At 46.6% G+C, this 20,478-nt stretch carries 24 protein-coding genes, 2 tRNA genes, 1 rRNA gene and 1 riboswitch; of the genes, 21 read left to right on the top strand and 6 right to left on the bottom strand.

The window, feature by feature from the left end; translation table 11 throughout:
- The 14 genes from rrf to J2736_RS24145 all read left to right on the top strand — a co-directional run.
- A 5S ribosomal RNA gene (rrf, locus tag J2736_RS24210) occupies positions 1–91 on the top strand; the annotation flags it as partial.
- Positions 92–194: 103 nt separating this feature from the next.
- A complete protein-coding gene (locus J2736_RS24205) occupies positions 195–1,373 on the top strand; it encodes a putative glycoside hydrolase (protein WP_310501156.1) in 1,179 nt (392 codons plus the stop codon).
- Positions 1,374–1,535: 162 nt separating this feature from the next.
- Positions 1,536–2,993 carry an IMP dehydrogenase gene (guaB, locus tag J2736_RS24200; RefSeq protein WP_310501155.1) on the top strand — a complete coding sequence of 486 codons (1,458 nt, stop codon included), beginning with the start codon at positions 1,536–1,538 and terminating at the stop codon, positions 2,991–2,993.
- 168 nt (positions 2,994–3,161) lie between these two features.
- Positions 3,162–4,529 carry a serine hydrolase gene (locus J2736_RS24195; protein WP_310501154.1) on the top strand — a complete coding sequence of 456 codons (1,368 nt, stop codon included), beginning with the start codon at positions 3,162–3,164 and terminating at the stop codon, positions 4,527–4,529.
- Positions 4,530–4,650: 121 nt separating this feature from the next.
- On the top strand, positions 4,651–5,532 hold the full coding sequence (gene pdxS / locus J2736_RS24190; RefSeq protein WP_310501153.1) for a pyridoxal 5'-phosphate synthase lyase subunit PdxS: 882 nt from the start codon (positions 4,651–4,653) through the stop codon (positions 5,530–5,532).
- Positions 5,532–6,110 carry a pyridoxal 5'-phosphate synthase glutaminase subunit PdxT gene (gene pdxT / locus J2736_RS24185; protein ID WP_310501152.1) on the top strand — a complete coding sequence of 193 codons (579 nt, stop codon included), beginning with the start codon at positions 5,532–5,534 and terminating at the stop codon, positions 6,108–6,110. Before pdxS ends, pdxT begins: the two co-directional genes overlap by 1 nt.
- A 91-nt stretch (positions 6,111–6,201) precedes the next feature.
- Positions 6,202–7,482 (top strand): serine--tRNA ligase, encoded by a 1,281-nt coding sequence (serS, locus tag J2736_RS24180; protein ID WP_310501151.1) that lies wholly within the window; start codon positions 6,202–6,204, stop codon positions 7,480–7,482.
- Positions 7,483–7,566: 84 nt separating this feature from the next.
- Positions 7,567–7,653, top strand: a tRNA-Ser gene (locus J2736_RS24175).
- Between the two features lie 84 nt (positions 7,654–7,737).
- The gene (locus J2736_RS24170) at positions 7,738–8,049 is read left to right on the top strand and encodes a hypothetical protein (RefSeq protein ID WP_310501150.1); all 312 of its coding nucleotides are present in this window, start codon (positions 7,738–7,740) and stop codon (positions 8,047–8,049) included.
- Positions 8,050–8,175: 126 nt separating this feature from the next.
- A complete protein-coding gene (locus tag J2736_RS24165) occupies positions 8,176–8,517 on the top strand; it encodes an S-layer homology domain-containing protein (RefSeq protein WP_310501149.1) in 342 nt (113 codons plus the stop codon).
- A gap of 44 nt (positions 8,518–8,561) precedes the next feature.
- A complete protein-coding gene (locus J2736_RS24160; RefSeq protein WP_310501148.1) occupies positions 8,562–8,909 on the top strand; it encodes a hypothetical protein in 348 nt (115 codons plus the stop codon).
- 18 nt (positions 8,910–8,927) lie between these two features.
- Entirely contained in the window at positions 8,928–9,083 is a 156-nt protein-coding gene (locus J2736_RS24155; protein WP_310501147.1) for a hypothetical protein, read from the top strand.
- 18 nt (positions 9,084–9,101) lie between these two features.
- Complete coding sequence (locus J2736_RS24150) at positions 9,102–9,272, top strand: small acid-soluble spore protein P (RefSeq protein WP_157256842.1); 171 nt, start codon at positions 9,102–9,104, stop codon at positions 9,270–9,272.
- 26 nt (positions 9,273–9,298) lie between these two features.
- Positions 9,299–9,421, top strand: a complete 123-nt coding sequence (locus J2736_RS24145) for a hypothetical protein (protein WP_310501146.1) — start codon at positions 9,299–9,301, stop codon at positions 9,419–9,421.
- 119 nt (positions 9,422–9,540) lie between these two features.
- Here the strand turns inward: J2736_RS24145 and J2736_RS24140 are convergent, their stop codons facing one another.
- The 5 genes from J2736_RS24140 to J2736_RS24120 all read right to left on the bottom strand — a co-directional run bounded on the left by J2736_RS24140 (position 9,541) and on the right by J2736_RS24120 (position 13,248).
- Positions 9,541–10,734: a hypothetical protein gene (locus tag J2736_RS24140; RefSeq protein ID WP_310501145.1), complete on the bottom strand. Its 1,194-nt coding sequence runs from the start codon at positions 10,732–10,734 to the stop codon at positions 9,541–9,543.
- Positions 10,731–11,204, bottom strand: a complete 474-nt coding sequence (locus J2736_RS24135; RefSeq protein WP_310501144.1) for an anti-sigma factor — start codon at positions 11,202–11,204, stop codon at positions 10,731–10,733. The genes J2736_RS24140 and J2736_RS24135 overlap by 4 nt, the downstream gene beginning before the upstream one ends.
- Positions 11,201–11,866 (bottom strand): RNA polymerase sigma factor, encoded by a 666-nt coding sequence (locus J2736_RS24130; RefSeq protein ID WP_310501143.1) that lies wholly within the window; start codon positions 11,864–11,866, stop codon positions 11,201–11,203. The genes J2736_RS24135 and J2736_RS24130 overlap by 4 nt, the downstream gene beginning before the upstream one ends.
- On the bottom strand, positions 11,863–13,068 hold the full coding sequence (locus J2736_RS24125) for an MFS transporter (RefSeq protein ID WP_310501142.1): 1,206 nt from the start codon (positions 13,066–13,068) through the stop codon (positions 11,863–11,865). Before J2736_RS24125 ends, J2736_RS24130 begins: the two co-directional genes overlap by 4 nt.
- Positions 13,069–13,174: 106 nt before the next feature.
- Positions 13,175–13,248 (bottom strand) — tRNA-Arg (locus J2736_RS24120).
- 160 nt (positions 13,249–13,408) lie between these two features.
- Between J2736_RS24120 and J2736_RS24115 the strand changes: the two genes are divergently transcribed.
- Entirely contained in the window at positions 13,409–13,906 is a 498-nt protein-coding gene (locus tag J2736_RS24115; RefSeq protein WP_310501141.1) for a DUF1648 domain-containing protein, read from the top strand.
- Between the two features lie 15 nt (positions 13,907–13,921).
- On the top strand, positions 13,922–14,482 hold the full coding sequence (locus J2736_RS24110; RefSeq protein ID WP_310501140.1) for a DUF1697 domain-containing protein: 561 nt from the start codon (positions 13,922–13,924) through the stop codon (positions 14,480–14,482).
- Between the two features lie 4 nt (positions 14,483–14,486).
- Here the strand turns inward: J2736_RS24110 and tadA are convergent, their stop codons facing one another.
- On the bottom strand, positions 14,487–14,945 hold the full coding sequence (gene tadA / locus J2736_RS24105) for a tRNA adenosine(34) deaminase TadA (RefSeq protein WP_397341470.1): 459 nt from the start codon (positions 14,943–14,945) through the stop codon (positions 14,487–14,489).
- A 254-nt stretch (positions 14,946–15,199) separates the two neighbouring features.
- A riboswitch (cyclic di-GMP riboswitch) is annotated at positions 15,200–15,286 on the top strand.
- Positions 15,287–15,410: 124 nt separating this feature from the next.
- Between tadA and J2736_RS24100 the strand changes: the two genes are divergently transcribed.
- From J2736_RS24100 to spoIIR, 5 genes are all read left to right on the top strand, one after another.
- Positions 15,411–16,145: a PilZ domain-containing protein gene (locus tag J2736_RS24100; protein ID WP_310501139.1), complete on the top strand. Its 735-nt coding sequence runs from the start codon at positions 15,411–15,413 to the stop codon at positions 16,143–16,145.
- Between the two features lie 78 nt (positions 16,146–16,223).
- Positions 16,224–17,324 (top strand): redox-regulated ATPase YchF, encoded by a 1,101-nt coding sequence (ychF, locus tag J2736_RS24095; protein ID WP_310501138.1) that lies wholly within the window; start codon positions 16,224–16,226, stop codon positions 17,322–17,324.
- Positions 17,325–17,357: 33 nt separating this feature from the next.
- Positions 17,358–18,422 carry a peptide chain release factor 1 gene (prfA, locus tag J2736_RS24090; RefSeq protein ID WP_310501137.1) on the top strand — a complete coding sequence of 355 codons (1,065 nt, stop codon included), beginning with the start codon at positions 17,358–17,360 and terminating at the stop codon, positions 18,420–18,422.
- A gap of 14 nt (positions 18,423–18,436) precedes the next feature.
- On the top strand, positions 18,437–19,318 hold the full coding sequence (gene prmC, locus J2736_RS24085; protein WP_310501136.1) for a peptide chain release factor N(5)-glutamine methyltransferase: 882 nt from the start codon (positions 18,437–18,439) through the stop codon (positions 19,316–19,318).
- A 370-nt stretch (positions 19,319–19,688) separates the two neighbouring features.
- The gene (gene spoIIR, locus J2736_RS24080) at positions 19,689–20,462 is read left to right on the top strand and encodes a stage II sporulation protein R (RefSeq protein ID WP_310501135.1); all 774 of its coding nucleotides are present in this window, start codon (positions 19,689–19,691) and stop codon (positions 20,460–20,462) included.
- Positions 20,463–20,478: the final 16 nt, after the last annotated feature.

Here is a 20,478-nt window from a genome sequence, read left to right as displayed (position 1 = left end):
ACGCGTTCCCATCTCGAACACGACCGTTAAGCCTTCCAGCGTCGATGGTACTTGAACCGCAGGGTTCTGGGAGAGTAGAACGTTGCCAAGCAATTAGTAAGAGTCTTTCTGGATTAATTTCCAGAAAGACTCTTTTTTTTATATCTGTAAATGTTGCTTTTTTAACCATACTAATCCTACGAGGAGGGATGACGATGAGGACGACAAGCAGCATGAGATGGATGAGCAGGGTGTGTCTTTGTTCGTTAGTAACGCTGATGATGAATGGATGCTCAGCTAAGATTGATGAAGTGAAGGAAGAAGCAAATCCACTTCACGCTTTGAGTTATGTGGGGAGCATCAGCCCTGCGTCAAACCAGGTGGCAACGCCTTCTTTTCAGAGTACAAGTAAACCGGTCGTGAAGGGTATTTACGTTTCTGCCTGGTCGGCCGTAGGCAATAAATTTGAGCAATTAATTGAGCTTGTAGAGCAAACCGACTTAAATGCCATGGTGATAGATGTTAAGAATGATTCAGGTCAGGTGACATACCCATCAACGGTTCCTTTGGTTAATGAGATCGGGGCGAACAGCCATGTCATCATACATGATTTGAAAGATAAGTTGCGGAGATTGAAGCAGAAACATATTTATACGATTGCCAGATTAGTCGTGTTCAAGGACCCCTACTTAAGTAAAAAGAAAAGTACATTGGCTATGAAAAAGAAAGATGGAACTGTCTGGAAGGACCCGAAGGGAATCGCCTGGGTAGATCCTTTTAAAACTGAGGTGTGGGATTATAATATTCAGATTGCGAAGGAAGTGGCTTCACTCGGGTTTGATGAGATCCAGTTCGATTATGTGAGGTTTCCGGAGAATGGGCAGAAGGTGGACCGTGAGGTCATTTTTGATAACCCACAGAAGCTAAGCAAAGCGCAGGATATCGCGACCTTTTTGCATACAGCCAAGGGACGGATTGGTGATCAGGCCTACATCTCTGCGGATGTGTTTGGATTAACAACGTCGATGGCGAATGATATGGGCATTGGACAGGATTGGGGGATGATCAGTAAGGAGGTACATTTCATTTCTCCGATGCTGTATCCGTCTCACTACACGAGTGGTATTTATGGTATCAAAAGTCCGGATTTGCAGCCCTACGCGGTCATTCACCAAGCCGTTAACGACGCCAATTGGAAAAATAGGCAGTTAGCACGGTCCAATCAGCAGACTGCTCAGATTAGACCTTGGTATCAGGATTTTACAGCCACATGGGTCAAACCGCATAAGAAATATGGTGACATAGATGTCAAGGAGCAGATCAAAGCGGCGAGGGAGCAGGGGGTTGAGCAGTTTTTGTTATGGAATCCTAGTAGTACGTACTCCTATCGTTAACGGAATAGACTTATTCAAGGTGAGGGGGAGCTAGATGCTCTTCCTTTTCCTTGACACCAAAAAAGGGCTTTTGTTAAGATTGCAATCATACACGGAAGAATGAAATAGAAGCTTATGAATCAAGCTTTCAGTTAGAGGGCTTTAAGGAGGATATGGTACGCTGTGAGAGAAGATAAGTTTGGCAAAGAAGGTTTAACGTTTGATGATGTATTGTTAGTTCCGAGAAAGTCAGAAGTGTTCGGTAAGGAGATCGACATTTCGACGGAAATGGCACCTGGTGTAAAATTAAATATTCCTTTTATCAGCTCAGCTATGGATACAGTGACGGAGTCTGCGCTAGCGATTGCTATGGCTCGTGAAGGCGGTATCGGAATTATTCATAAGAATATGTCCATCGAGCTACAAGCTGAGCACGTTGATCGTGTTAAAAGGTCAGAAAGCGGCGTAATCACGAACCCGTTCTCATTGACGCCTGAGCATCATGTCTATGATGCAGAAGAGTTAATGGCGAAATACCGCATATCGGGTGTACCGATTGTAAATGAAAGCAATCGTTTAGTTGGTATTTTGACCAATCGCGACTTGCGCTTTGTACATGATTACTCCATTAAAATTAAAGAAGTGATGACGCAAGAAGGGCTTGTGACAGCACCCGTTGGAACAACGCTTCAGCAAGCAGAAGGCATCCTTCAGAAACATAAAATTGAGAAACTGCCTTTGGTAGACGAGAATTTTGGTCTTAAAGGGTTAATTACGATCAAAGATATCGAGAAGGCCATTCAATTCCCTAACTCGGCCAAAGATAAACAAGGACGTTTACTAGTAGGTGCAGCTGTTGGAGTATCTAAAGACGTGATTGAGAGAGCCGCAGCGCTTGTTACAGCGGGTATTGACGTCATCGTAGTGGATTCTGCACATGGACATCACATTAATATTGCAGAGACGGTTAAGAAGCTAAGAGCACAGTATCCAGAGCTTCCGATTATCGCTGGTAACGTGGCAACAGGTGATGGTACACGTGATTTAATCAAAGCCGGAGCTTCCATGGTAAAAGTCGGAATCGGTCCTGGTTCAATCTGTACGACCCGTATTATCGCAGGGATTGGTGTTCCTCAAATTACGGCGATATATGATTGTGCACAAGCAGCTGCTGAATTCGGTGTTCCGATTATCGCCGATGGCGGTATTAAGTACTCCGGTGATGTGGTTAAAGCGATCGCAGCGGGAGCTAGCGCGGTTATGATCGGCAGTCTTTTTGCGGGAACGGATGAGAGCCCGGGTGAGTCTGAGATTTTCCAAGGACGTAAGTTTAAGGTATATCGCGGAATGGGCTCCCTAGGCGCAATGAAAGAAGGCAGTAAGGATCGTTATTTCCAAGAGAACGAGAGCAAGCTTGTTCCAGAGGGTATCGAAGGTCGTGTGGCTTATAAAGGGCCAATGGCCGATACGGTGTATCAATTGGTAGGTGGACTTCGTTCAGGTATGGGGTATTGCGGAGCACGCAACATTCAAGAATTAATTCATGATACGCAATTTGTTCGTATTACGGGGGCAGGTTTGAAAGAAAGCCATCCGCATGATATTCAAATTACAAAAGAAGCACCGAATTACTCGATGTAGATGAGAGACTTGTAGCTCGGGCGAAAAGCTCACTATAAAGTGTCACAATATGGATATAATTGGAGGCGTGGGATTTGAACCCACGTTTTCTTTTTTTTGTCTAATGGGGTGTGTTACAATATAACGTGTCTTATATTATGTCCAACATCATTTAGGGAGAGTGAAATTGTGAGATTTATACGTTTTACAAAGAAAAAGGTTGCTTTGGTGTTAGGTGTTAGCTTAATTGCTCAATCCTTACTTTTACATATACAACCAACCTATGCGGCATCGCCTTCTCCTTCGGCAACCCCAAAGCCTGCAGCGGTGACAACGCCTGCTCCTAATGCAGCAACGACGCCTGCACCGGCACTGAATGAACCTCAAGTAGCAGCTAAATCTGCAATCATCATGGAAGCTAGCACAGGAGCAGTCCTGTTCCAAATGAACGCGGATGAAGCTTTCCCACCAGCAAGTATGGCGAAGATGATGACTGAGTATTTGGCCATGGAAAGCATTAAAGAAGGCAAATTCAAATGGGACTCACCTGTGACAGCTACGAAGAATGCGGCGGATGTCATTGGTTCTGGTCAGTTGATTGCTGAGAATGAAACATTGACGTTCAAAGATATGTTCAATGCGATGTCCATTTATTCCGCGAACGATGCTTCTGTGGCTTTTGCAGAATTGCTTGGCGGTACGGAAGAGAATTTCGCGAAAATGATGAATGACAAAGCGAAACAGCTTGGCATGTCAGATAAAGCTCATTTTATTAGTGCGACTGGACTTTCACGTGCTGATCTCAAGAACCCCCCTGCTTCCATTGAGGGTGAGACGAAGATGACCGCTCGCGATGCGGCGATTCTTGCTTATAATATTTTGAAAGACCACAAAGAAATTCTAGAATTTACGAAAATCCCTTCCTTGAAGCTTAGAGCAACAGATAAAACAGCGATGATCAACTGGAACTGGATGCTTGAAGGGAATTCAACGAACACTAACTTTAAGAAGTATGCGTATCCAGGATTAGATGGCTTGAAAACGGGTTCTACGGATGATGCTGGCTACTGCTTCACTGGAACGGCAGAACGCAATGGAATGCGTATGATTACGGTTGTTATGGGGACGAAAACGGAACCAGAGCGTTTCAATGAAACACGCAAGCTGATGGACTATGCATTTAATAATTTTGAGATAAAACCATTCTTGAATGCGAAACAGACGATAGATTCTTTGAAAAGTGTGAACATTAAGAAGGGTGTACAAATGGAAGTACCTCTTGTTACGAAAACAGGTCTAACGTTCGTAGCTAGAAAAGGCGCGAAAGATACGGATTTCCAAGTGACGGCTGAGTCTGTTGAAGAGGCTAAGCTCGTAGCTCCAATTGCGAAAGGCGACACGCTTGGCAAGGTAAAAGTAACCTACAACGGTCAAGAAAAAACCGTAGAATTGATTGCTGACGGAGATGTAGAAAAAGGAAGCTGGATCCGACTGCTGTTCCGCTCCATTAAAAACTTCTTCAGTGATATGTTTAATGGGATCAAAGGAGGCTCTTAGGCCAGAAAATGGGTTGTATATTGCCCATCCTTCATGTAAAATTATTGTTTAGAAGTTTATTATCGAATCGTGTAGGGAACTGCAACGAAATTGGCATACAAGCTATAGGAGGAAATAAAGAATGGAAACAGGAACTTCCCGCGTTAAAACTGGTATGGCCGAAATGCAAAAAGGCGGCGTCATCATGGACGTTATGAACGCCGAGCAAGCTAAAATCGCTGAAGCAGCTGGTGCGTCCGCTGTTATGGCACTTGAGCGCGTACCCGCTGATATTCGTGCAGCTGGTGGCGTATCCCGCATGGCGGATCCAACAATTGTTGAAGATGTTATGAAAGTTGTATCCATTCCAGTCATGGCGAAAGCAAGAATCGGGCACTTCGTTGAAGCGAAGGTTCTTGAATCCCTAGGCGTTGACTATATCGATGAGAGTGAAGTACTGACTCCTGCGGATGAAGTATTCCACATCAACAAACGTGATTTTACTGTACCTTTCGTTTGTGGTTGCCGCGATCTTGGTGAAGCTTTGCGTCGTATCGGTGAAGGAGCTTCCATGCTTCGTACAAAAGGTGAGCCAGGAACAGGTAACATTGTAGAAGCTGTTCGTCACATGCGTCAAATTCAAGGTCAAATCCGTAAAGTTCAAAGCATGTCTTTGGACGAATTGATGTTCGAAGCGAAAACAATTGGCGCTCCTTACGAGTTGATGCTTCAAGTTCACCAAACTGGTAAATTGCCTGTTGTTAACTTCGCAGCTGGCGGTGTAGCTACACCTGCTGATGCGGCGTTGATGATGCACCTTGGTTCTGATGGTGTATTCGTTGGATCCGGTATTTTCAAATCCGATAACCCAGAGAAGTTCGCGAAAGCGATCGTTGAAGCGGTAACGCACTACACGGATTTCAAATTGATCGCTGAAATTTCCAAAAACCTAGGTACCCCTATGAAGGGAATCGAAATTTCCAAGCTTCAAGCTTCCGAGCGTATGCAGGAGCGCGGCTGGTAATGACGAAGATTGGGGTTCTCGCGCTGCAAGGCGCGGTAGCGGAGCATATCCGAGGCATTGAAAAAGCAGGCGCTGAAGGTGTCGTTGTGAAACGCACCGAGCAGCTAGCTGAGCTAGATGGCATTATTCTTCCTGGCGGAGAGAGCACGACGATTGGTAAGCTTATGCGTACGTATGGCTTCATCGATGCGTTACGTGAGTTCTCTGCAGCAGGCAAGCCGGTATTCGGCACTTGCGCGGGGTTGATTGTCATCGCGAAAGAGATCACCGGACAACCAGAAGCTCATCTAGAGCTGATGGACATTACGGTGGCTCGCAACGCGTTCGGTCGTCAACGCGAAAGCTTTGAGACGGACTTGCCGATCAAAGGCATTGACGAGAACGTTCGCGCGGTATTCATTCGCGCCCCACTTATTGAGAAAGTGGGACCAGATGTGGATGTATTGGCCACGTATGACGGCCAAATCGTCGCCGCGCAGCAAGGGCATCTCCTTGCGGCGTCCTTTCACCCAGAGCTGACGGACGATTTCCGTCTGCACAGTTATTTCTTAGACATGGTAAAGCAAAGCCAAGCATAATTAACGGTTCAAGCACCCCGAGTTAACCGGATTGCCGGTATGGGTGCTTGCTTCCATATATAAACCATTTTGCGCTAACGGAGGAATCTCCTTGTTTGATGTAAAGTTACTTCGAAGTGATTTAGCAGCTGTACAAGCTGCCATGCAAAACCGCGGTAAGCAGATCGAGGAGCTTAATGGTTTCACAGAGCTAGACGTGAAGCGCAGAGAGCTGCTGCAAGAAACAGAACAGCTGAAGAATCGCCGCAACACCGTTTCCCAAGAGGTGGCGGGGCGTAAGAGATCCGGTGAAAATGCGGATGAGCTGATTCAAGAAATGAAAGTGGTCGGAGACCGCATTAAAGAGCTTGATGACGAAATTCGTGTCTTGGACGAGTCATTGCAACAGGTTCTTCTCTCCATTCCGAATATGCCGCATGCCAGCGTACCTGTAGGCCGTACGGAAGAAGAGAACGTAGAAGTACGCCGCATTGGCGATATTCCATCGTTCGATTTCGAAGTGAAGCCGCACTGGGAAGTAGCGCAGGACTTGGGCATTTTGGATTTCGAAGCAGCGGCGAAGGTAACGGGTTCGCGTTTCGTGTTCTACAAAGGGTTGGGGGCTCGTCTAGAGCGGGCACTAATCAACTTCATGATGGACCTGCACAGCGATGAGCATGGTTATGAAGAAATGCTGCCTCCATATATCGTTAACCGTGATAGCCTCACGGGAACAGGACAACTTCCGAAGTTTGAGGAAGATGTGTTCAAGGTTGAGAATTCGGAATATTTCTTGATTCCGACAGCAGAAGTACCCGTCACGAATTATCATCGTGAAGATATTCTGACGAATGAACAGCTGCCGGTTAATTTCGTAGCGTTCAGTGCTTGTTTCCGCTCGGAAGCAGGATCCGCTGGCCGCGATACACGTGGTTTAATCAGACAGCACCAATTCAACAAAATTGAGCTCGTAAAGCTTGTTAAGCCCGAAGACTCCTATGAGGAGTTGGAGAAGCTTACAGGGCATGCTGAACGCGTCCTACAGCTGCTGAAGCTCCCTTACCGCGTGTTGTCACTCTGCACAGGCGATATTGGCTTCACATCTGCGAAGACGTACGATCTAGAAGTATGGCTGCCAAACAGCGGCGCATATCGCGAGATCTCCAGCTGCAGTAACTTCGAAGATTTCCAAGCGCGCAGAGCGAATATTCGCTTCCGCCGCGATGCCAAGGCGAAGCCGGAATTCGTACATACGCTGAACGGATCAGGCTTAGCTTTGGGCCGTACAGTGGCTGCGATTCTTGAAAATTATCAGCAGGCGGATGGTTCCATTGTCGTGCCAGACGTACTCGTTCCGTACATGAACAACGTGAAAGTGATCACGAAAAAATAAGTACTTGCATCGAGTGACAATTATGTGCTACAATGCTTTTTGTCACTGCACAAGGTCGTCTCCCTAGTCGGAGACGCCTATCGTGGAGAGGTGGTCGAGTGGTTTAAGGCAGCGGTCTTGAAAACCGCCGAGGTCGCAAGGTCTCCGTGGGTTCGAATCCCACCCTCTCCGTAGCCAAGGTAATACCCAACCAAAGAGTCATGCGATTCTCGTAATCGTGTGGCTTTTTTTGTTTTTATTTTTCGAGTGCAAAGGATGAAAGTAAGCCGTGGTCAGATTTCTTTAGATAAACAAGCCATAGGTGCTGTGCATGGGGCCGCGACAAGCGGTACAGTAAATATTTCGATCCGCAAAGCGGACGTTCAGGCAGCAACGCAAGGTTGGACCCCAGCTGCTAAGGAAGCGCTGGAATCTGCGGTAAGTGGTCGCCTAGTTTTCGACTTTACGATTACAGCAGGCGGCAAAACGGTTTCGAGCTTTAATGGCGGTACGGTAGAGGTTCAAGTTCCCTATAAACCGGCAGCTAATGAGGACACGAATGCAAATTGTAGCCTACTACATTGCTGATAACGGTGAGCTTGTAAAAGTGACGAACAGCTATTTTGATACTGCTACAGGCACGCTAATTTTTAAAGTGAGCCACTTTTCGCAATCTCGCCCGCTGCACAGATTACCCGTGCTGATTTTACCCTGATGCTGGCTCGCATGGCGGGTGCAAATTTAGGTGCGTATAAGGCGGGTACCTTCAACGATGTGAAGGCGGACAGCTATTATGCCCAGGCTGTACAATGGGCATCAGAGAATGGCATTACAAGCGGCGTACGCGCAGGTGAATTTGCACCAGAAGCTAACATATCGCGTGAGCAAATGGTAACGATGATTGCTAGGTTCGCCGCGCTGCAAAAGTTTAGTTTACGGCAAGTCGCGGTCACGTCAGCATTTGCAGATAGCGCTGAGATCCCTAATCTTAACACCTATTCCGAAAACACGATTTCTCATTCGTGCCGTGGAGTAGGTGTTTTTTTACATGGATAAAAGATAGGCGGCTTCCGCATTTTAATCATGTGGAGGTGTTACCTATGAGCAAATCAGATAAACCTAGCGTGGATCAAGCTGAAATCGTGAATGAGTGGATGCGCGTCATGCCTACCGTTCTCCAGCCTGCCGATACAACAAGAGTATGGGCAGATGAAGGCGATACGGACGCTGTCCGTGTGCACATTATGACGGCGGGGCATACCGGCTATTCGTTTGATTTTAAAGTGACGTATGTGGACGCCAGAGAAGTGAAGGTTGAACTAACCGATGTACAGCAAGGAACGACGCATATTGACGAACGAAGTGATGTGATACAGTCGCTAATCGATGATTATGTGCGGCATATTCATGAGTGTGCGCAGGCATTGCAGAAAGTCACGAACGCTTAATAGAAGGAGGACACCTTGATGACGAAGCAAAAGAGTGCAGATAAGAACCTGCAAAATGTGGCTAAGGATCTAGATGCGAATCCAGCGAACGCGCATAATGCGCAGCAAATCCAGCAGAAGGTCAACGACCATAGGCATCAAGATGCTCTAAATCACGAAGGAACAAACTCGTAACGGAGAGGATGAAGAGCTATGTCTAAACCTAAAAATTATTCCGCAGGTGACAATCTTGTTAATAATGGCAATGTAAAGAATCGAAACAATGCGGGTGGCAATCAGGAGCCGTTGTCTGGTTCTAAAAAAGTGAAGAATCAGAATCATCACGGCGGACACGCTGCAGAAGGTCATGGACACGGCGGATAACGGGCAATGAAATTTTTAAAAATAATATGATTAGAAAAACAAAAATCGGTCATACTATTATTGTCGGCAAGCAGAGAGGTGTGGTTCCGTTGGAGCAATTAGCGAAAGCGAAACAACCGTTGCAAAGAGGACTTTTCTACCTGTTATAATCAGGCTGGAGGGCGATGTGCTAAAGACACTTACCGTGTTTTATACGCAGATTTAACTTAAGTTTTATGTGTAACAAGGTTCAAAGAAATATCATCAATGCCGACAGAAAAAAGAACCCTTAGGGGTTCTTTTTTTCTATGTCTTTGTTTATGTCAACTAAGATCGTATCTGGTTTGGGCGGTTTGGGCTGTTGCTTACGGTTCATTACTAACCAAATGCCACCTCCAATAAGGAGAACAGCGACAATGAAGGTTTGGCTGAAATTGTTAATCAAATACATATAGTTCCGCGAAGACGGTAAGAACTGATACATAAATTGCACGAAAACGTCGCTGAAGATATAATAGCCGCCGAATACGATCAGAACAACACCGATATACCGTTGGTAGGCTGTCCAGTTTTCAACGAGAGGCTTGTCGATCAAAGTCCCATTCTCATACTTTGAGATACTCTGTAATGCGTCGAAAAAGCTGAAGAACCAGAGTAGCGGGATGATAAAGAAGAAGAGTGAAAGCCGCAATACATCCAGCACATAAACAGAGAAAAGAAATATGGCCATGAGCTGGATACCCCGTTTGGTCATCGATAAGTAAAGGTGCGCCGCGCCAGGGAAAATAGCGATAATCGTGGCTAATGTTCGATTTTTGCGGCCATGTTCATCACGCTGGAAGTCCTCGAACATACTACGATCCACTAGCTCAAATCCAGCTTGTTTGCGATCCAACTGCTTTAACGCATCGAACATTGTATAAAACCAGAGCACGGGTAGCGCGAGTAAGAAAACAATAAAACCATCGTTATGCGTGAGGATGGAGATGAAAATTACAAGGATAGCGATCCCAAAGAACGAGACCATCGCGGTAAGTCCTCTTTGCATCATGCCGAGGCGATAATGGCCAACACCAGGGATGAAAGAGAGCAATAGCACTTTTGATCTTTCTTGTTTATTCGTTAAATCAGCATAGTAAGCGGCTGATTCCCATGCAGGCATTTCCTGCTCTGGTGAATAAGGACCAGGGCCATAATTGGCGGCACTCGGCGAATAATAAGCGGGTGGAAACGGCGTCGGGGAACGCAGTAAGTAGATCAACATATCGATGATGTTAATGATCCATGTAAGGGCAATGGGCACGAGTAGGAAGGCAAAATCACCCCCATCATGGGTTGCAACACCTAAGAAAAGAATGAAACAGCATCCGAAGAACAAGCAGCCGTATAGAAAAGCACGCCCCATACGGTTCATGTATAAATGACCAGCGCCGGGGATGAAGGACAGTAGGAAGGCAGCAAGGCTGCTTTTGGTAGGATTCAAGGTTCTAGGCCTCCTTTTTTATGATCATTTTGTAAGGTGTCTAACCAAGTTAGTGTTTTATGAATGAGCTGATCTGAAATTGGCACTTTGGCCTCTAATGAGGCGGGAACTTCCAGAGGAGGAGCGGGCCTGAAGGCACCGAACGTTCCTAATTCCTGTGATAAGTTATGGAAAAAGCCAGTCGCTACAAGCACAAGCGTCGCGGCAGCGGCGACCCCGTAATGGAACATTGTAGAGCGATACCAAGCGGGCTTTGTGCCAATGGTACGCGTAATAATTTCTTTTATGTAAGTCTCTGTGTTAGCGATATCGATTGGCGTTAATAGGGACTCCTCTATACCAATCATATAGATCGCAAGACAGTCATCACAACGGTACAAATGATTCTCCATCTCGTTCCTTGCTTCTGAAGGCAGACTCTCCTCCACATACTGCATCCATTCCAGTTGGGTATAGTGTTGCATCTTCATCGAAACTCCTCCTCCTTCCAGCGATTTCTCACCCATTGCTTTGCCCTGTACAGCTTAGACTCGACAGTTTTAATGGTAACCCCTTGAGCATTGGCAATATCTTGATAGGACTGATGATGAATATAATAGGCCAGTAAAACATCCTGATAATTTGATGGAATCTGGTCGAGCTTATGACGTATGAATTCGGTCGTTTCCTTGATCAAAACCTCATGTTCTACACTATGCTCCAGATGAGGAGGTGCTTGTCCTGTTGGAGTGACAGCCTCTTCGAATTCAGCGATAATGTCTTCTTTGCGCCGACTGGATGCGCGCTTGAAATCAATAGCTCGATTAACCGCGATGCGGGTCATCCAGGTTTTCAAGCCCTTCTTTTCATACTGAGGGAGGGAGAAGTAAATACGGGTCCAAACCTCTTGGGACAAGTCCTCGGCATCTTTTTGATGGCGAACAATGGCAAAGATCGTCTGCAAAATATAAGGACGATACCTTATAACCAACTCGCGGAATGCCGCTTCATCGCCCTTTACTATGCGATCAACTAATGAGTGCTCCTCAATATGCTTCTCCTCCTCTCCGCATGAATAGACGAAGTTCGTCAGCTGTACCCCTGCACTTGTATGAAAAAAAGAGCGAATCGAAAGATTCGCCCTTGCTATCATTGCGCAATCGTAGAGTTGTTAGCCGTTAGTGGCCGTTTCTTAGCTGCGTTGTGAACGAACAGATAAGCGAGAAGTGCACTGAAAGCACCGAGGATACCGAGTACAATAAAGCCCTGATTGAGTGAAAAATAGTCACCAATGATGCCCATAAGGACTGGCCCTACGAACATCCCGAGCCCATATATGGCTTGGAAGAAGCCCATGGCTGTTGCACGCTTATCCGCAGGCATATGCTTGATGCTCATGCCCATGAGTAATGTAAATGAAAGTCCGCGACCAAAGCCTGCCAATGCTTGCGTGACCATAAGCAGCCAGAGATGATGAGTGAACGGAACCGTAAAGGTGAATATCCCCATGAGCAGAAAGCCAACTACAACCATGCGCTTCTCTCCATAACGGATCGCCCATCGTCGTCCCCCGAACAAGGAGGCTAGCGCAACAGGAACGTTAGCAAATAAGGACAATAAAGAGAGCGAGAATTTGTCTGCTCCGAGCTGCATGGCATAGACCGGCGTGAAGCCGAAGACCGTAGCAAATATTAATACCTGCGATAGAATGGCAAGCAACGACACGAAGAGGAGCGTACGATCTGTCGCCACGTCGCCAATGCCGCGTAACGTAATTTTCGGCGCGTCTTTCTCGACTTTTTCAATGAGGAAGAATGAGCCGATCATGCCAAGGATGCCGAGTACTGCACCTAAGATAAATACTGATTCCCACCCCAGCTTGTCTGCTGCCCAGCCTGCACTTAGGATGCCAAGCACCTGACCGAGTGAGTTGAAAAAGGAGATGGTGCCAATCGCCTTCGTTGATTCTTCATGCTTGTAATAGCTCGTGAATAGTACTGTAAAATCAACCCATGTCGCTGCAGCTGCCCCTGCGAGTGCGCGGAGGATTAAAATCCAAGTAAAATCGTGCGTGAACCACAGCCCAATTCCGGTAATGGCGGTGAAGAGAAGGCCGAAGGTAATGAATAGTCTTCTTTTATGAAAACGATCCGACATAATACCTACGGGTATGCGGAGCAGCATCTGCGAGATGCCGTACATACCTACAATCCAACCTGCTAACTGGTGGCTTCCCCCAAGGAACTCCACATAAGGCGCCATGATCGGAACGCTGGTGTACATGGACATCCAGAAGAGCATCGTGACCGCGCAGAAGAGCGGGATCCGGTAGGATGATATAGTGCGAGTTGTCATCGGAGTGAGGACTCCTTTCGATTATGAATCCAAAACAAAGAAAGGGATTGCCAACCTAAGTTGAAATCCCTTTTTAAAGTATGTTTGCTTTGTGAGAAAAACGATACGCGCCCGATACGATTCGAACGTACGACCTACAGTTTAGGAAACTGTTGCTCTATCCTGCTGAGCTACGGGCGCATAGTATCGTCATTCTAACACGAGATGTTTTTGAAGTGCAACCCATTTTAACCCATGCGCAAGCAGGAGGTTTCTTTTGAGTAAGGAATGTACATAGTGGGTAAAGAAATAAATAGCACTACCCTAATCTGTTGTTAACCTAATAGAAAGTAGGTGTTGTATGGAGCAACGTCCCGTGATCCAACTCGGCAGATCCAAAGCTGAAACTATACTTGATGTCATTTCTTTGCTCGTAATCATAAGTATGATCGCATATGTTGCCTACGAGTGGCGCGATATGCCCGAGCGAATTCCGATGCATTTTAACGGGAAAGGGGAGATCGATGGCTGGGGGAACAAAATGAGCCTAATGGCCGTACCGCTTATTGGAGTTATCATCTATGTTGGCTTGACGCTCCTAAGCAAGGTCCCTCACGTGTACAATTATCCAACTACTATTACCGCTCAGAATGCCCGAGGGCAATACCAAAATGCGCGTTTGCTCATCCATAGTATGAAGACGATAATCCTCATTCTGTTTATGTTTATTGAGTGGTCTATTATACAGAGTGCAAAAGAAGGCAATGCGGAGCTAAGTTTATGGGGGTTAGGCTTTATCCTGTTGATCCTGTTTGGCACGATCATCTTCTTCCTCATACGTTCGGTACAATTAAAGTAAGGGAGGCAAGTCACAATGACGGTTTACGTAGGTTTTCTGCGCGGGATTAATGTAGGAGGCAAAAATAAGATCAAAATGACCGACTTGAAAAAGACACTAGAGGCAATAGGATTAGCACACGTACAGACGTATTTGCAAAGTGGCAATGTGTTTTTTCAATCGGAGGAGCCAAGTGAGTCACTAAGACCACGTATTGAAAAAGCAATTAGCGATGCGGTTGGCGTAGCTCCTACCGTTATTTTGCGCACCGCAGCGGAGCTAGCTGAACTTGTAGGGAATTGCCCTTATGACGCAGATGACTTGTCCGAAGGGGAGAGCATTCAAATTTCCGTACTAACGGAAGAAGCCCCGCCGACACTCACCGACATCTTATCCAAGGGACAGAGTGAAGTCGATGAGTTTCAGATGCAGGGCTGCACAATATATTTTCTGTTTCGACAAAGTGTCTTGGATTCGAAGCTGGCGAGCAACATGCAGAAACTTGGTGATCGCACGACGACGCGAAATTGGAATACGATGAGCAAGCTGGTAGAGTTAGCCGAGGCCTTACAGCAAGGACACACTTCAAACGGTTGAACGCCTACGCTTTCCCCCGTAATTTTCGAAAGAATTGCGTTAACATCGTTGAACATTCCTCTTGCAAAACGCCACTAACCACATCGACACGATGATTGAATCGGTCTTCCTGCAGTAAGTTCATCAACGTCCCAGCGCAGCCAGCCTTCGGATCCACTGTTCCGTAAATCACCTGCGGTATTCGTGCTTGTACGATGGCACCTGCGCACATCGGACAAGGCTCCAGCGTCACATAGAGCTGGCAGTCGAGAAGGCGCCAGGCTTGCAGATGCTCGCTCGCTTGTTTAATAGCAATCATCTCTGCATGTGCGAGAGGATCTAGGGTTGTTTCGCGTAAATTATAACCGCGGCCTATGATTTGACCTTGATAGACGACGACTGCGCCTATCGGTACTTCACGGATGGCTTCAGCTTTAAGCGCCTCGCCAATCGCTTCTTGCATCCAGGGGATATGTTGATCCACAGGGGGACACCTCGCAATAATAATTTATCCACATGTGAATAATAATCCGAACAGATATTCGTTGTTAACAAGCTGTGGATAACAATGTGGATAACTTGTAAACCTGTGGATATTCATTCCACTACACATTCATACAATAAAAACATCGCCCATGCAAGGATTTTAGTTGAAAGAAATATCCAGGCTACGTATAATGGTGGTAATAGTGGGTCTTTTAGACCATAAATAATGACTAAATTGAATAGCATAGCAGGGTTCGACAATAGCAAACTTGTTGAAAAACAAGGACGCAAAGCTGAGGGTCTACGGTTCTAAGGAACTATGACAGCCTGGTTACCGAAAATCGATGCTTTTTTTTGATTAAGGTATAGGCTGTTCCCTTTCATATTGAAGAGGAGCAGTCTATTTTGTGCGGAATTGTGCTGTGGAATCCATTCGTCCGTAGAGGGAGAGGTGAAGGTGAGCATGGCGATGAATCAGGATACTTTGAAACGGTATGGGAGCAAAGAAGGATTTGACGCGGAAGTATTAATCGATTCTAGGGCTGTTTTAGCGAAGGATGATTTTGTGGCTACAGGTATCCTTACCTATGCACAAGGCGATATCATGGAGATCGAGTTGCCGGAATATGACGTGTTTCAACTTGGGGATAAGGCCAAAATGACGCTATACACCAAATCGGGTCTTTTTGTTCTTGATACGACAGTCGTGGCTAGAGAGCCTGGTTCGCTCATTGTGATTAATCCCCCGGAGAATCGAAAGAAGTTTTCGGAGAAACGGGAGTTCCCGCGGGTGAATGTGAAAAACATAGGACAAATTTTTGGGTTTCAGAATATCCAACAGAAAGAACAGTATCAGCTTGAACAAGCCATTGAGATTTCGATTAAAAATATATCGATGAGCGGACTTGGTTTCACAATTAATGATAGTTCCATGATTGATGCCATTCTACATAAAAAATGTCAGTTACAAGTACAGCTCGATTTAGGCTTCGAAATGCCTTGTATGTTGGAAATTATAAGGAAAGAAAAGCAAGAGGGCAGCTACTACTACGGAGCTAGCTTCGAGAGCGTTCCTGCGGAACAAAGCAATGCACTGCGCGGTTTTATTCTGCGAAATCAGATCCAAACCTACTTCGAACAGAAGCGCGATGAAGAGTACAAAAAAGCATTGGAAAAAAAGTCTGGAGCTAATCAATAGCTTGCAGGCTTTTTTTTGCCCTCCAAGTACTATATAATAAGAAGGATGATCTTCGAAAATTAAGGAGTTGTAACGACAATGGCTTTGAAAGCAGGTATCGTCGGTCTACCGAACGTAGGAAAATCGACATTGTTTAATGCAATTACACAGGCGGGGGCAGAATCTGCGAATTATCCGTTCTGTACGATCGATCCGAATGTTGGGGTAGTAGAAGTACCAGACGAGAGATTGCAGAAGCTGGTAGAAATCGTTGTGCCTAAGAGCATCGTGCCGACAGCATTCGAATTCGTTGATATTGCGGGTTTAGTTAAGGGTGCGAGCAAAGGCGAGGGCCTTGGAAATAAATTTCTAGCACACATCCGCGAAGTTGATGCGATTGTGCATGTTGTCCGTTGTTTTGAGGATGATAATATTACTCACGTTTCTGGGAAAGTCGATCCGATTGGCGACATCGAGACGATTAATCTTGAATTGATTTTGGCAGACATTGAGTCGGTTGATAAAAAAATCGAGCGTTCACGCAAAAACCTCAAAGGCGGCGACAAGAAAGTGGTAGCTGAAGTGGAGTGTTTGGAACGTATCAAAGAAGCCTTATATAATGATATGCCAGCACGCAGCTTGGATTTGACAGACGATGAGCGCCTTCTAGTTCGCGATCTTCACTTATTGACGATGAAGCCAGTGCTTTACGCGGCAAATGTGAGTGAAGATGAAGTTTCAACTGCGGATGACAATGCATACGTTAAAATTGTGAAGGAATTCGCAGAAAAAGAAAACAACGAAGTTGTTTCTATTAGTGCGAAGGTTGAATCCGAAATTGCTGAGTTGGAAGACGAAGAAAAAGCGATGTTCCTGGAAGAGTTGGGACTTCAAGAGTCCGGCTTGAATAGATTGATTAAAGCAGCTTACCGCAAGCTCGGTTTGTACACGTATTTCACAGCTGGGGTTCAAGAAGTTAGAGCATGGACGATTCGTAAAGGAACGAAAGCTCCGCAAGCAGCTGGCGTGATTCATACGGATTTTGAACGTGGATTTATTCGTGCAGAGGTTGTTTCTTATCATGATTTGGCTGCTGCTGGATCCATGGCGGGTGCAAAAGAAAAAGGCCAAGTACGTCTTGAAGGTAAAGAGTACGTAGTAAATGATGGCGATGTTATGCATTTCCGTTTTAACGTTTAATTAACAACAAAAACAAGAAAGGAGTGATCCCCTATGTTGGATCGACTTCAGTCCATTGTGGACCGCTATGATAAACTAAGCGAGTTATTGTGTGACCCGGATGTAACGAGTGATACGAAGAAACTAAGAGAGTATTCCAAAGAGCAATCTGATCTTCAGGAGTCTTACGATGCTTATAATGAATATAAGAGCGTGAGCGAACAGCTAGCCGATGCGAAAGTGATGCAGAACGAGAAGCTGGATGATGAGATGCGTGAAATGGTCAAAATGGAGATCGAGGAGCTTAGCGAGCAATCCGCTAAACTTGAGGAACATCTTCGCATTCTGATGATGCCGAAGGATCCTAACGATGACAAGAATGTCATCGTGGAGATTCGTGGAGCGGCAGGCGGCGACGAAGCTGCTTTATTCGCAGGCGATCTCTACCGCATGTATACGCGTTATGCGGATGCTCAGGGTTGGAGAACGGAGATTCTGGATGCATCCGTGAATGATTTAGGCGGATTTAAAGAAATTATTTTCATGATTACGGGTAAAGGTGCCTACAGCAAGCTCAAGTTTGAGAGCGGGGCACACCGTGTACAACGTATTCCAGTAACGGAATCCGGTGGACGTATCCATACCTCCACGTCAACAGTTGTTGTTATGCCGGAAGCGGAAGATGTGGAAATCATTATCCACGATGCGGATATTCGCGTTGATACGTTCTGTTCCAGTGGAGCGGGCGGTCAGTCCGTTAATACAACAAAATCCGCTGTGCGTGTAACCCACGTACCAACGGGTATTGTGGCAACATGTCAGGATGGGAAATCCCAAAACTCGAATAAAGAACAAGCGCTCCGTGTACTACGTGCGCGTATTTCAGATAAAATGCGTGAAGAAGAGGAAGCGAAATATGCTGGCGAGCGTAAAAGCAAAGTCGGAACGGGTGACCGTTCAGAGCGTATTCGTACCTACAACTTCCCGCAAAGCCGGATTACCGATCACCGTATCGGCTTGACGCTACACCGTTTAGAGACAGTTCTGAACGGCGATATGGCGGAAATTGTGTCAGCACTAACGATTGCTGCCCAATCCGATGCCTTAGAGGCGATGTAATGACGAGTGCAAACATGAGTGTGAGAGAAGCCTTTGTGAAGGCTTCTTCTTTTTTAGCAGAGCAAGGCGTCGCAGAGGCTTCGGCTTGCACGGAGTTATTGCTGCAGCACCTCTTAGGGGGCTGCAGTCGGACTGAACTGCTGTTCCGCTGGTGGCAGGAACAGATGCCCGTAGAGCTGGTCGCCACGTGGGACCAGCTCGTTGCAAGGAAGGCCGCGGGCGAACCGGTGCAGTACATCACCGGTGAACAGGATTTCTTCGGCCTTCCGTTTATGGTGAGCCCGGCCGTGCTGATCCCGCGGCCGGAGACTGAGCTGCTCGTGGAGGCGCTGCTCCACGAGGGCTCGCGTCTGTTCCCGCAAGGCGCTCCGCTGCTTGCGGATGTTGGCACCGGGAGTGGCATCATCCCGGTGACTGTAGCGCACGCGCGCCCTGCGTGGCGCGTGGCCGCCAGTGACATCTCCGCGGCAGCGCTGGAGATGGCTTTAAAGAACGCGCAGCGCCACGAAGTGGCTGCGCGAATCCAGTGGCTCGAGGGCGACCTCCTCGAGCCTTACATCGAGCGCGGGCTCGCGCCGGATATACTGGTGTCCAACCCACCGTATATCCCTGATGGCGACCTGCCGGCGCTGATGCCCGAGGTGCGGCTATTCGAGCCGCACACAGCTCTGTTCGGCGGTGTCGAGGGACTCGACCTGTACCGCCGCATGATCTCGCAGCTGCCCTTATTGCCACGAATCCCGACTGTGGTCGGGTTCGAGGTGGGCATCGGGCAGGCGGAGGCAGTTGCGGCGCTGTTAGGTGCCGCCGCAGACTGGACGGAGATCCGCTTCGTGCAGGATCTCCAGGGGATCAATCGTCATGTGCTGGCGATTCGTGAGCCACAGCAGCTGTAGGTGCTAGATGCAGGCGTGCCTGAAAGCCTGCAAATTTACATCAATTTATCGATAAAAGTAGTGAAAAAAGGAAATTACTGCGAATATGCAGGTATTTATGCGAAATCAGCACCTGTATGACTAAAAACAGTTAAATTACTGTATATTCGCAGGCTTTTGTTCGGATTAGGGGAATATGAGAAAAAAAGCTGTAGTTTTGCAGGTATTTAGGTCTTGAGTGAACCCTGTACTTAAATTTATGTACTTGAATTTAGGAGCCCTCTACTAACTCTATCATTTTGCCAAAAATAATAGATTCATAGGTTTAGCCCCACCCACTATTGTCCATACTGGCTAGTAGACGACGGGAATGGGAAAGGGGCTACTCTCCATGGTTAAGAGAACGGAGCGCCACTCGGTTAAGAGCTTATCATTCATTGTTTTTGCACTTATACTTATGATTATGTGTTGGGAATCCAATCGTACGAATGCGGCGGTTATTTCGCCTACGATACCAGAAGAATCCATTCGTTTGCGTATTCTAGCAAATTCGGATTCTGCGCAGGACCAAGCTTTAAAACGCGAGATTCGCGATGCGATTATTGCCCGTATGGAAGATTGGGTTGTTGGACCACACTCCTTGGAAGAGGCCAGAGCAGTCGTGAATGCGCACTTGTCTGAATTCGATCAACTTGTGGGCGAGATGATTGCATCCCGCGGCTATAACTATCCGTATACTGTGGAGTTAGGTGTTGTCCCTTTTCCAACTAAAATGTACGGAAATGACGTCTACCCAGCTGGGGATTATGAAGCATTGCGCGTTGTGATTGGATCGGGTGAAGGGCAAAATTGGTGGTGCGTGTTATTCCCACCGTTATGCTTTGTAGATTCCGTATCGGGTGAAGCGGTTGCTTCAGCAGCCGTTGTGGTGGCCAAAACGACCGATGAGAATGGCAAGGAAAAGCAGCCGGTTAAAGAAGATAAGGCTAAAACTGTCGCTAGCAAAGATAAAGCTGCTTCGACAGAGAAGGTAGCAAAGAAAGAAACAAAAGGTGAGGTCGTAGCAGCTTCAGCTTCGACTACCACGACCGAAGAGCCAGCTCAACCGAAGGTTAAGTTCTTTATTTGGGAAATGTTTAAGGCGATCTTTTCGTGGTTCAGCTAATTCTACACAAGTAAGG

It is taken from the genome of Paenibacillus qinlingensis, from assembly GCF_031455095.1.
GTDB classification, from domain to species: Bacteria; Bacillota; Bacilli; order Paenibacillales; family NBRC-103111; genus Paenibacillus_E; species Paenibacillus_E qinlingensis_A.
Note: the sequence above shows the minus strand (reverse complement) of the source record. Positions and strands in the feature narration are given on the sequence as shown.

Bases quoted from the DNA above. Each gene is read 5' to 3' on its own strand.
- J2736_RS24110 (WP_310501140.1), top strand. From the start codon at position 13,922: ATGACGGTTTACGTAGGTTTTCTGCGCGGGATTAATGTAGGAGGCAAA.
- prmC (WP_310501136.1), top strand. From the start codon at position 18,437: ATGAGTGTGAGAGAAGCCTTTGTGAAGGCTTCTTCTTTTTTAGCAGAG.
- pdxS (WP_310501153.1), top strand. From the start codon at position 4,651: ATGGAAACAGGAACTTCCCGCGTTAAAACTGGTATGGCCGAAATGCAA.
- J2736_RS24155 (WP_310501147.1), top strand. From the start codon at position 8,928: ATGACGAAGCAAAAGAGTGCAGATAAGAACCTGCAAAATGTGGCTAAG.
- J2736_RS24135 (WP_310501144.1), bottom strand. From the start codon at position 11,204: ATGAAGATGCAACACTATACCCAACTGGAATGGATGCAGTATGTGGAG.
- J2736_RS24145 (WP_310501146.1), top strand. From the start codon at position 9,299: ATGATTAGAAAAACAAAAATCGGTCATACTATTATTGTCGGCAAGCAG.
- J2736_RS24170 (WP_310501150.1), top strand. From the start codon at position 7,738: ATGAAAGTAAGCCGTGGTCAGATTTCTTTAGATAAACAAGCCATAGGT.
- prfA (WP_310501137.1), top strand. From the start codon at position 17,358: ATGTTGGATCGACTTCAGTCCATTGTGGACCGCTATGATAAACTAAGC.
- spoIIR (WP_310501135.1), top strand. From the start codon at position 19,689: ATGGTTAAGAGAACGGAGCGCCACTCGGTTAAGAGCTTATCATTCATT.
- J2736_RS24125 (WP_310501142.1), bottom strand. From the start codon at position 13,068: ATGACAACTCGCACTATATCATCCTACCGGATCCCGCTCTTCTGCGCG.
- J2736_RS24100 (WP_310501139.1), top strand. From the start codon at position 15,411: ATGGCGATGAATCAGGATACTTTGAAACGGTATGGGAGCAAAGAAGGA.
- J2736_RS24150 (WP_157256842.1), top strand. From the start codon at position 9,102: ATGTCTAAACCTAAAAATTATTCCGCAGGTGACAATCTTGTTAATAAT.
- J2736_RS24130 (WP_310501143.1), bottom strand. From the start codon at position 11,866: ATGATAGCAAGGGCGAATCTTTCGATTCGCTCTTTTTTTCATACAAGT.
- ychF (WP_310501138.1), top strand. From the start codon at position 16,224: ATGGCTTTGAAAGCAGGTATCGTCGGTCTACCGAACGTAGGAAAATCG.
- J2736_RS24165 (WP_310501149.1), top strand. From the start codon at position 8,176: ATGCTGGCTCGCATGGCGGGTGCAAATTTAGGTGCGTATAAGGCGGGT.
- J2736_RS24160 (WP_310501148.1), top strand. From the start codon at position 8,562: ATGAGCAAATCAGATAAACCTAGCGTGGATCAAGCTGAAATCGTGAAT.
- J2736_RS24205 (WP_310501156.1), top strand. From the start codon at position 195: ATGAGGACGACAAGCAGCATGAGATGGATGAGCAGGGTGTGTCTTTGT.
- pdxT (WP_310501152.1), top strand. From the start codon at position 5,532: ATGACGAAGATTGGGGTTCTCGCGCTGCAAGGCGCGGTAGCGGAGCAT.
- J2736_RS24115 (WP_310501141.1), top strand. From the start codon at position 13,409: ATGGAGCAACGTCCCGTGATCCAACTCGGCAGATCCAAAGCTGAAACT.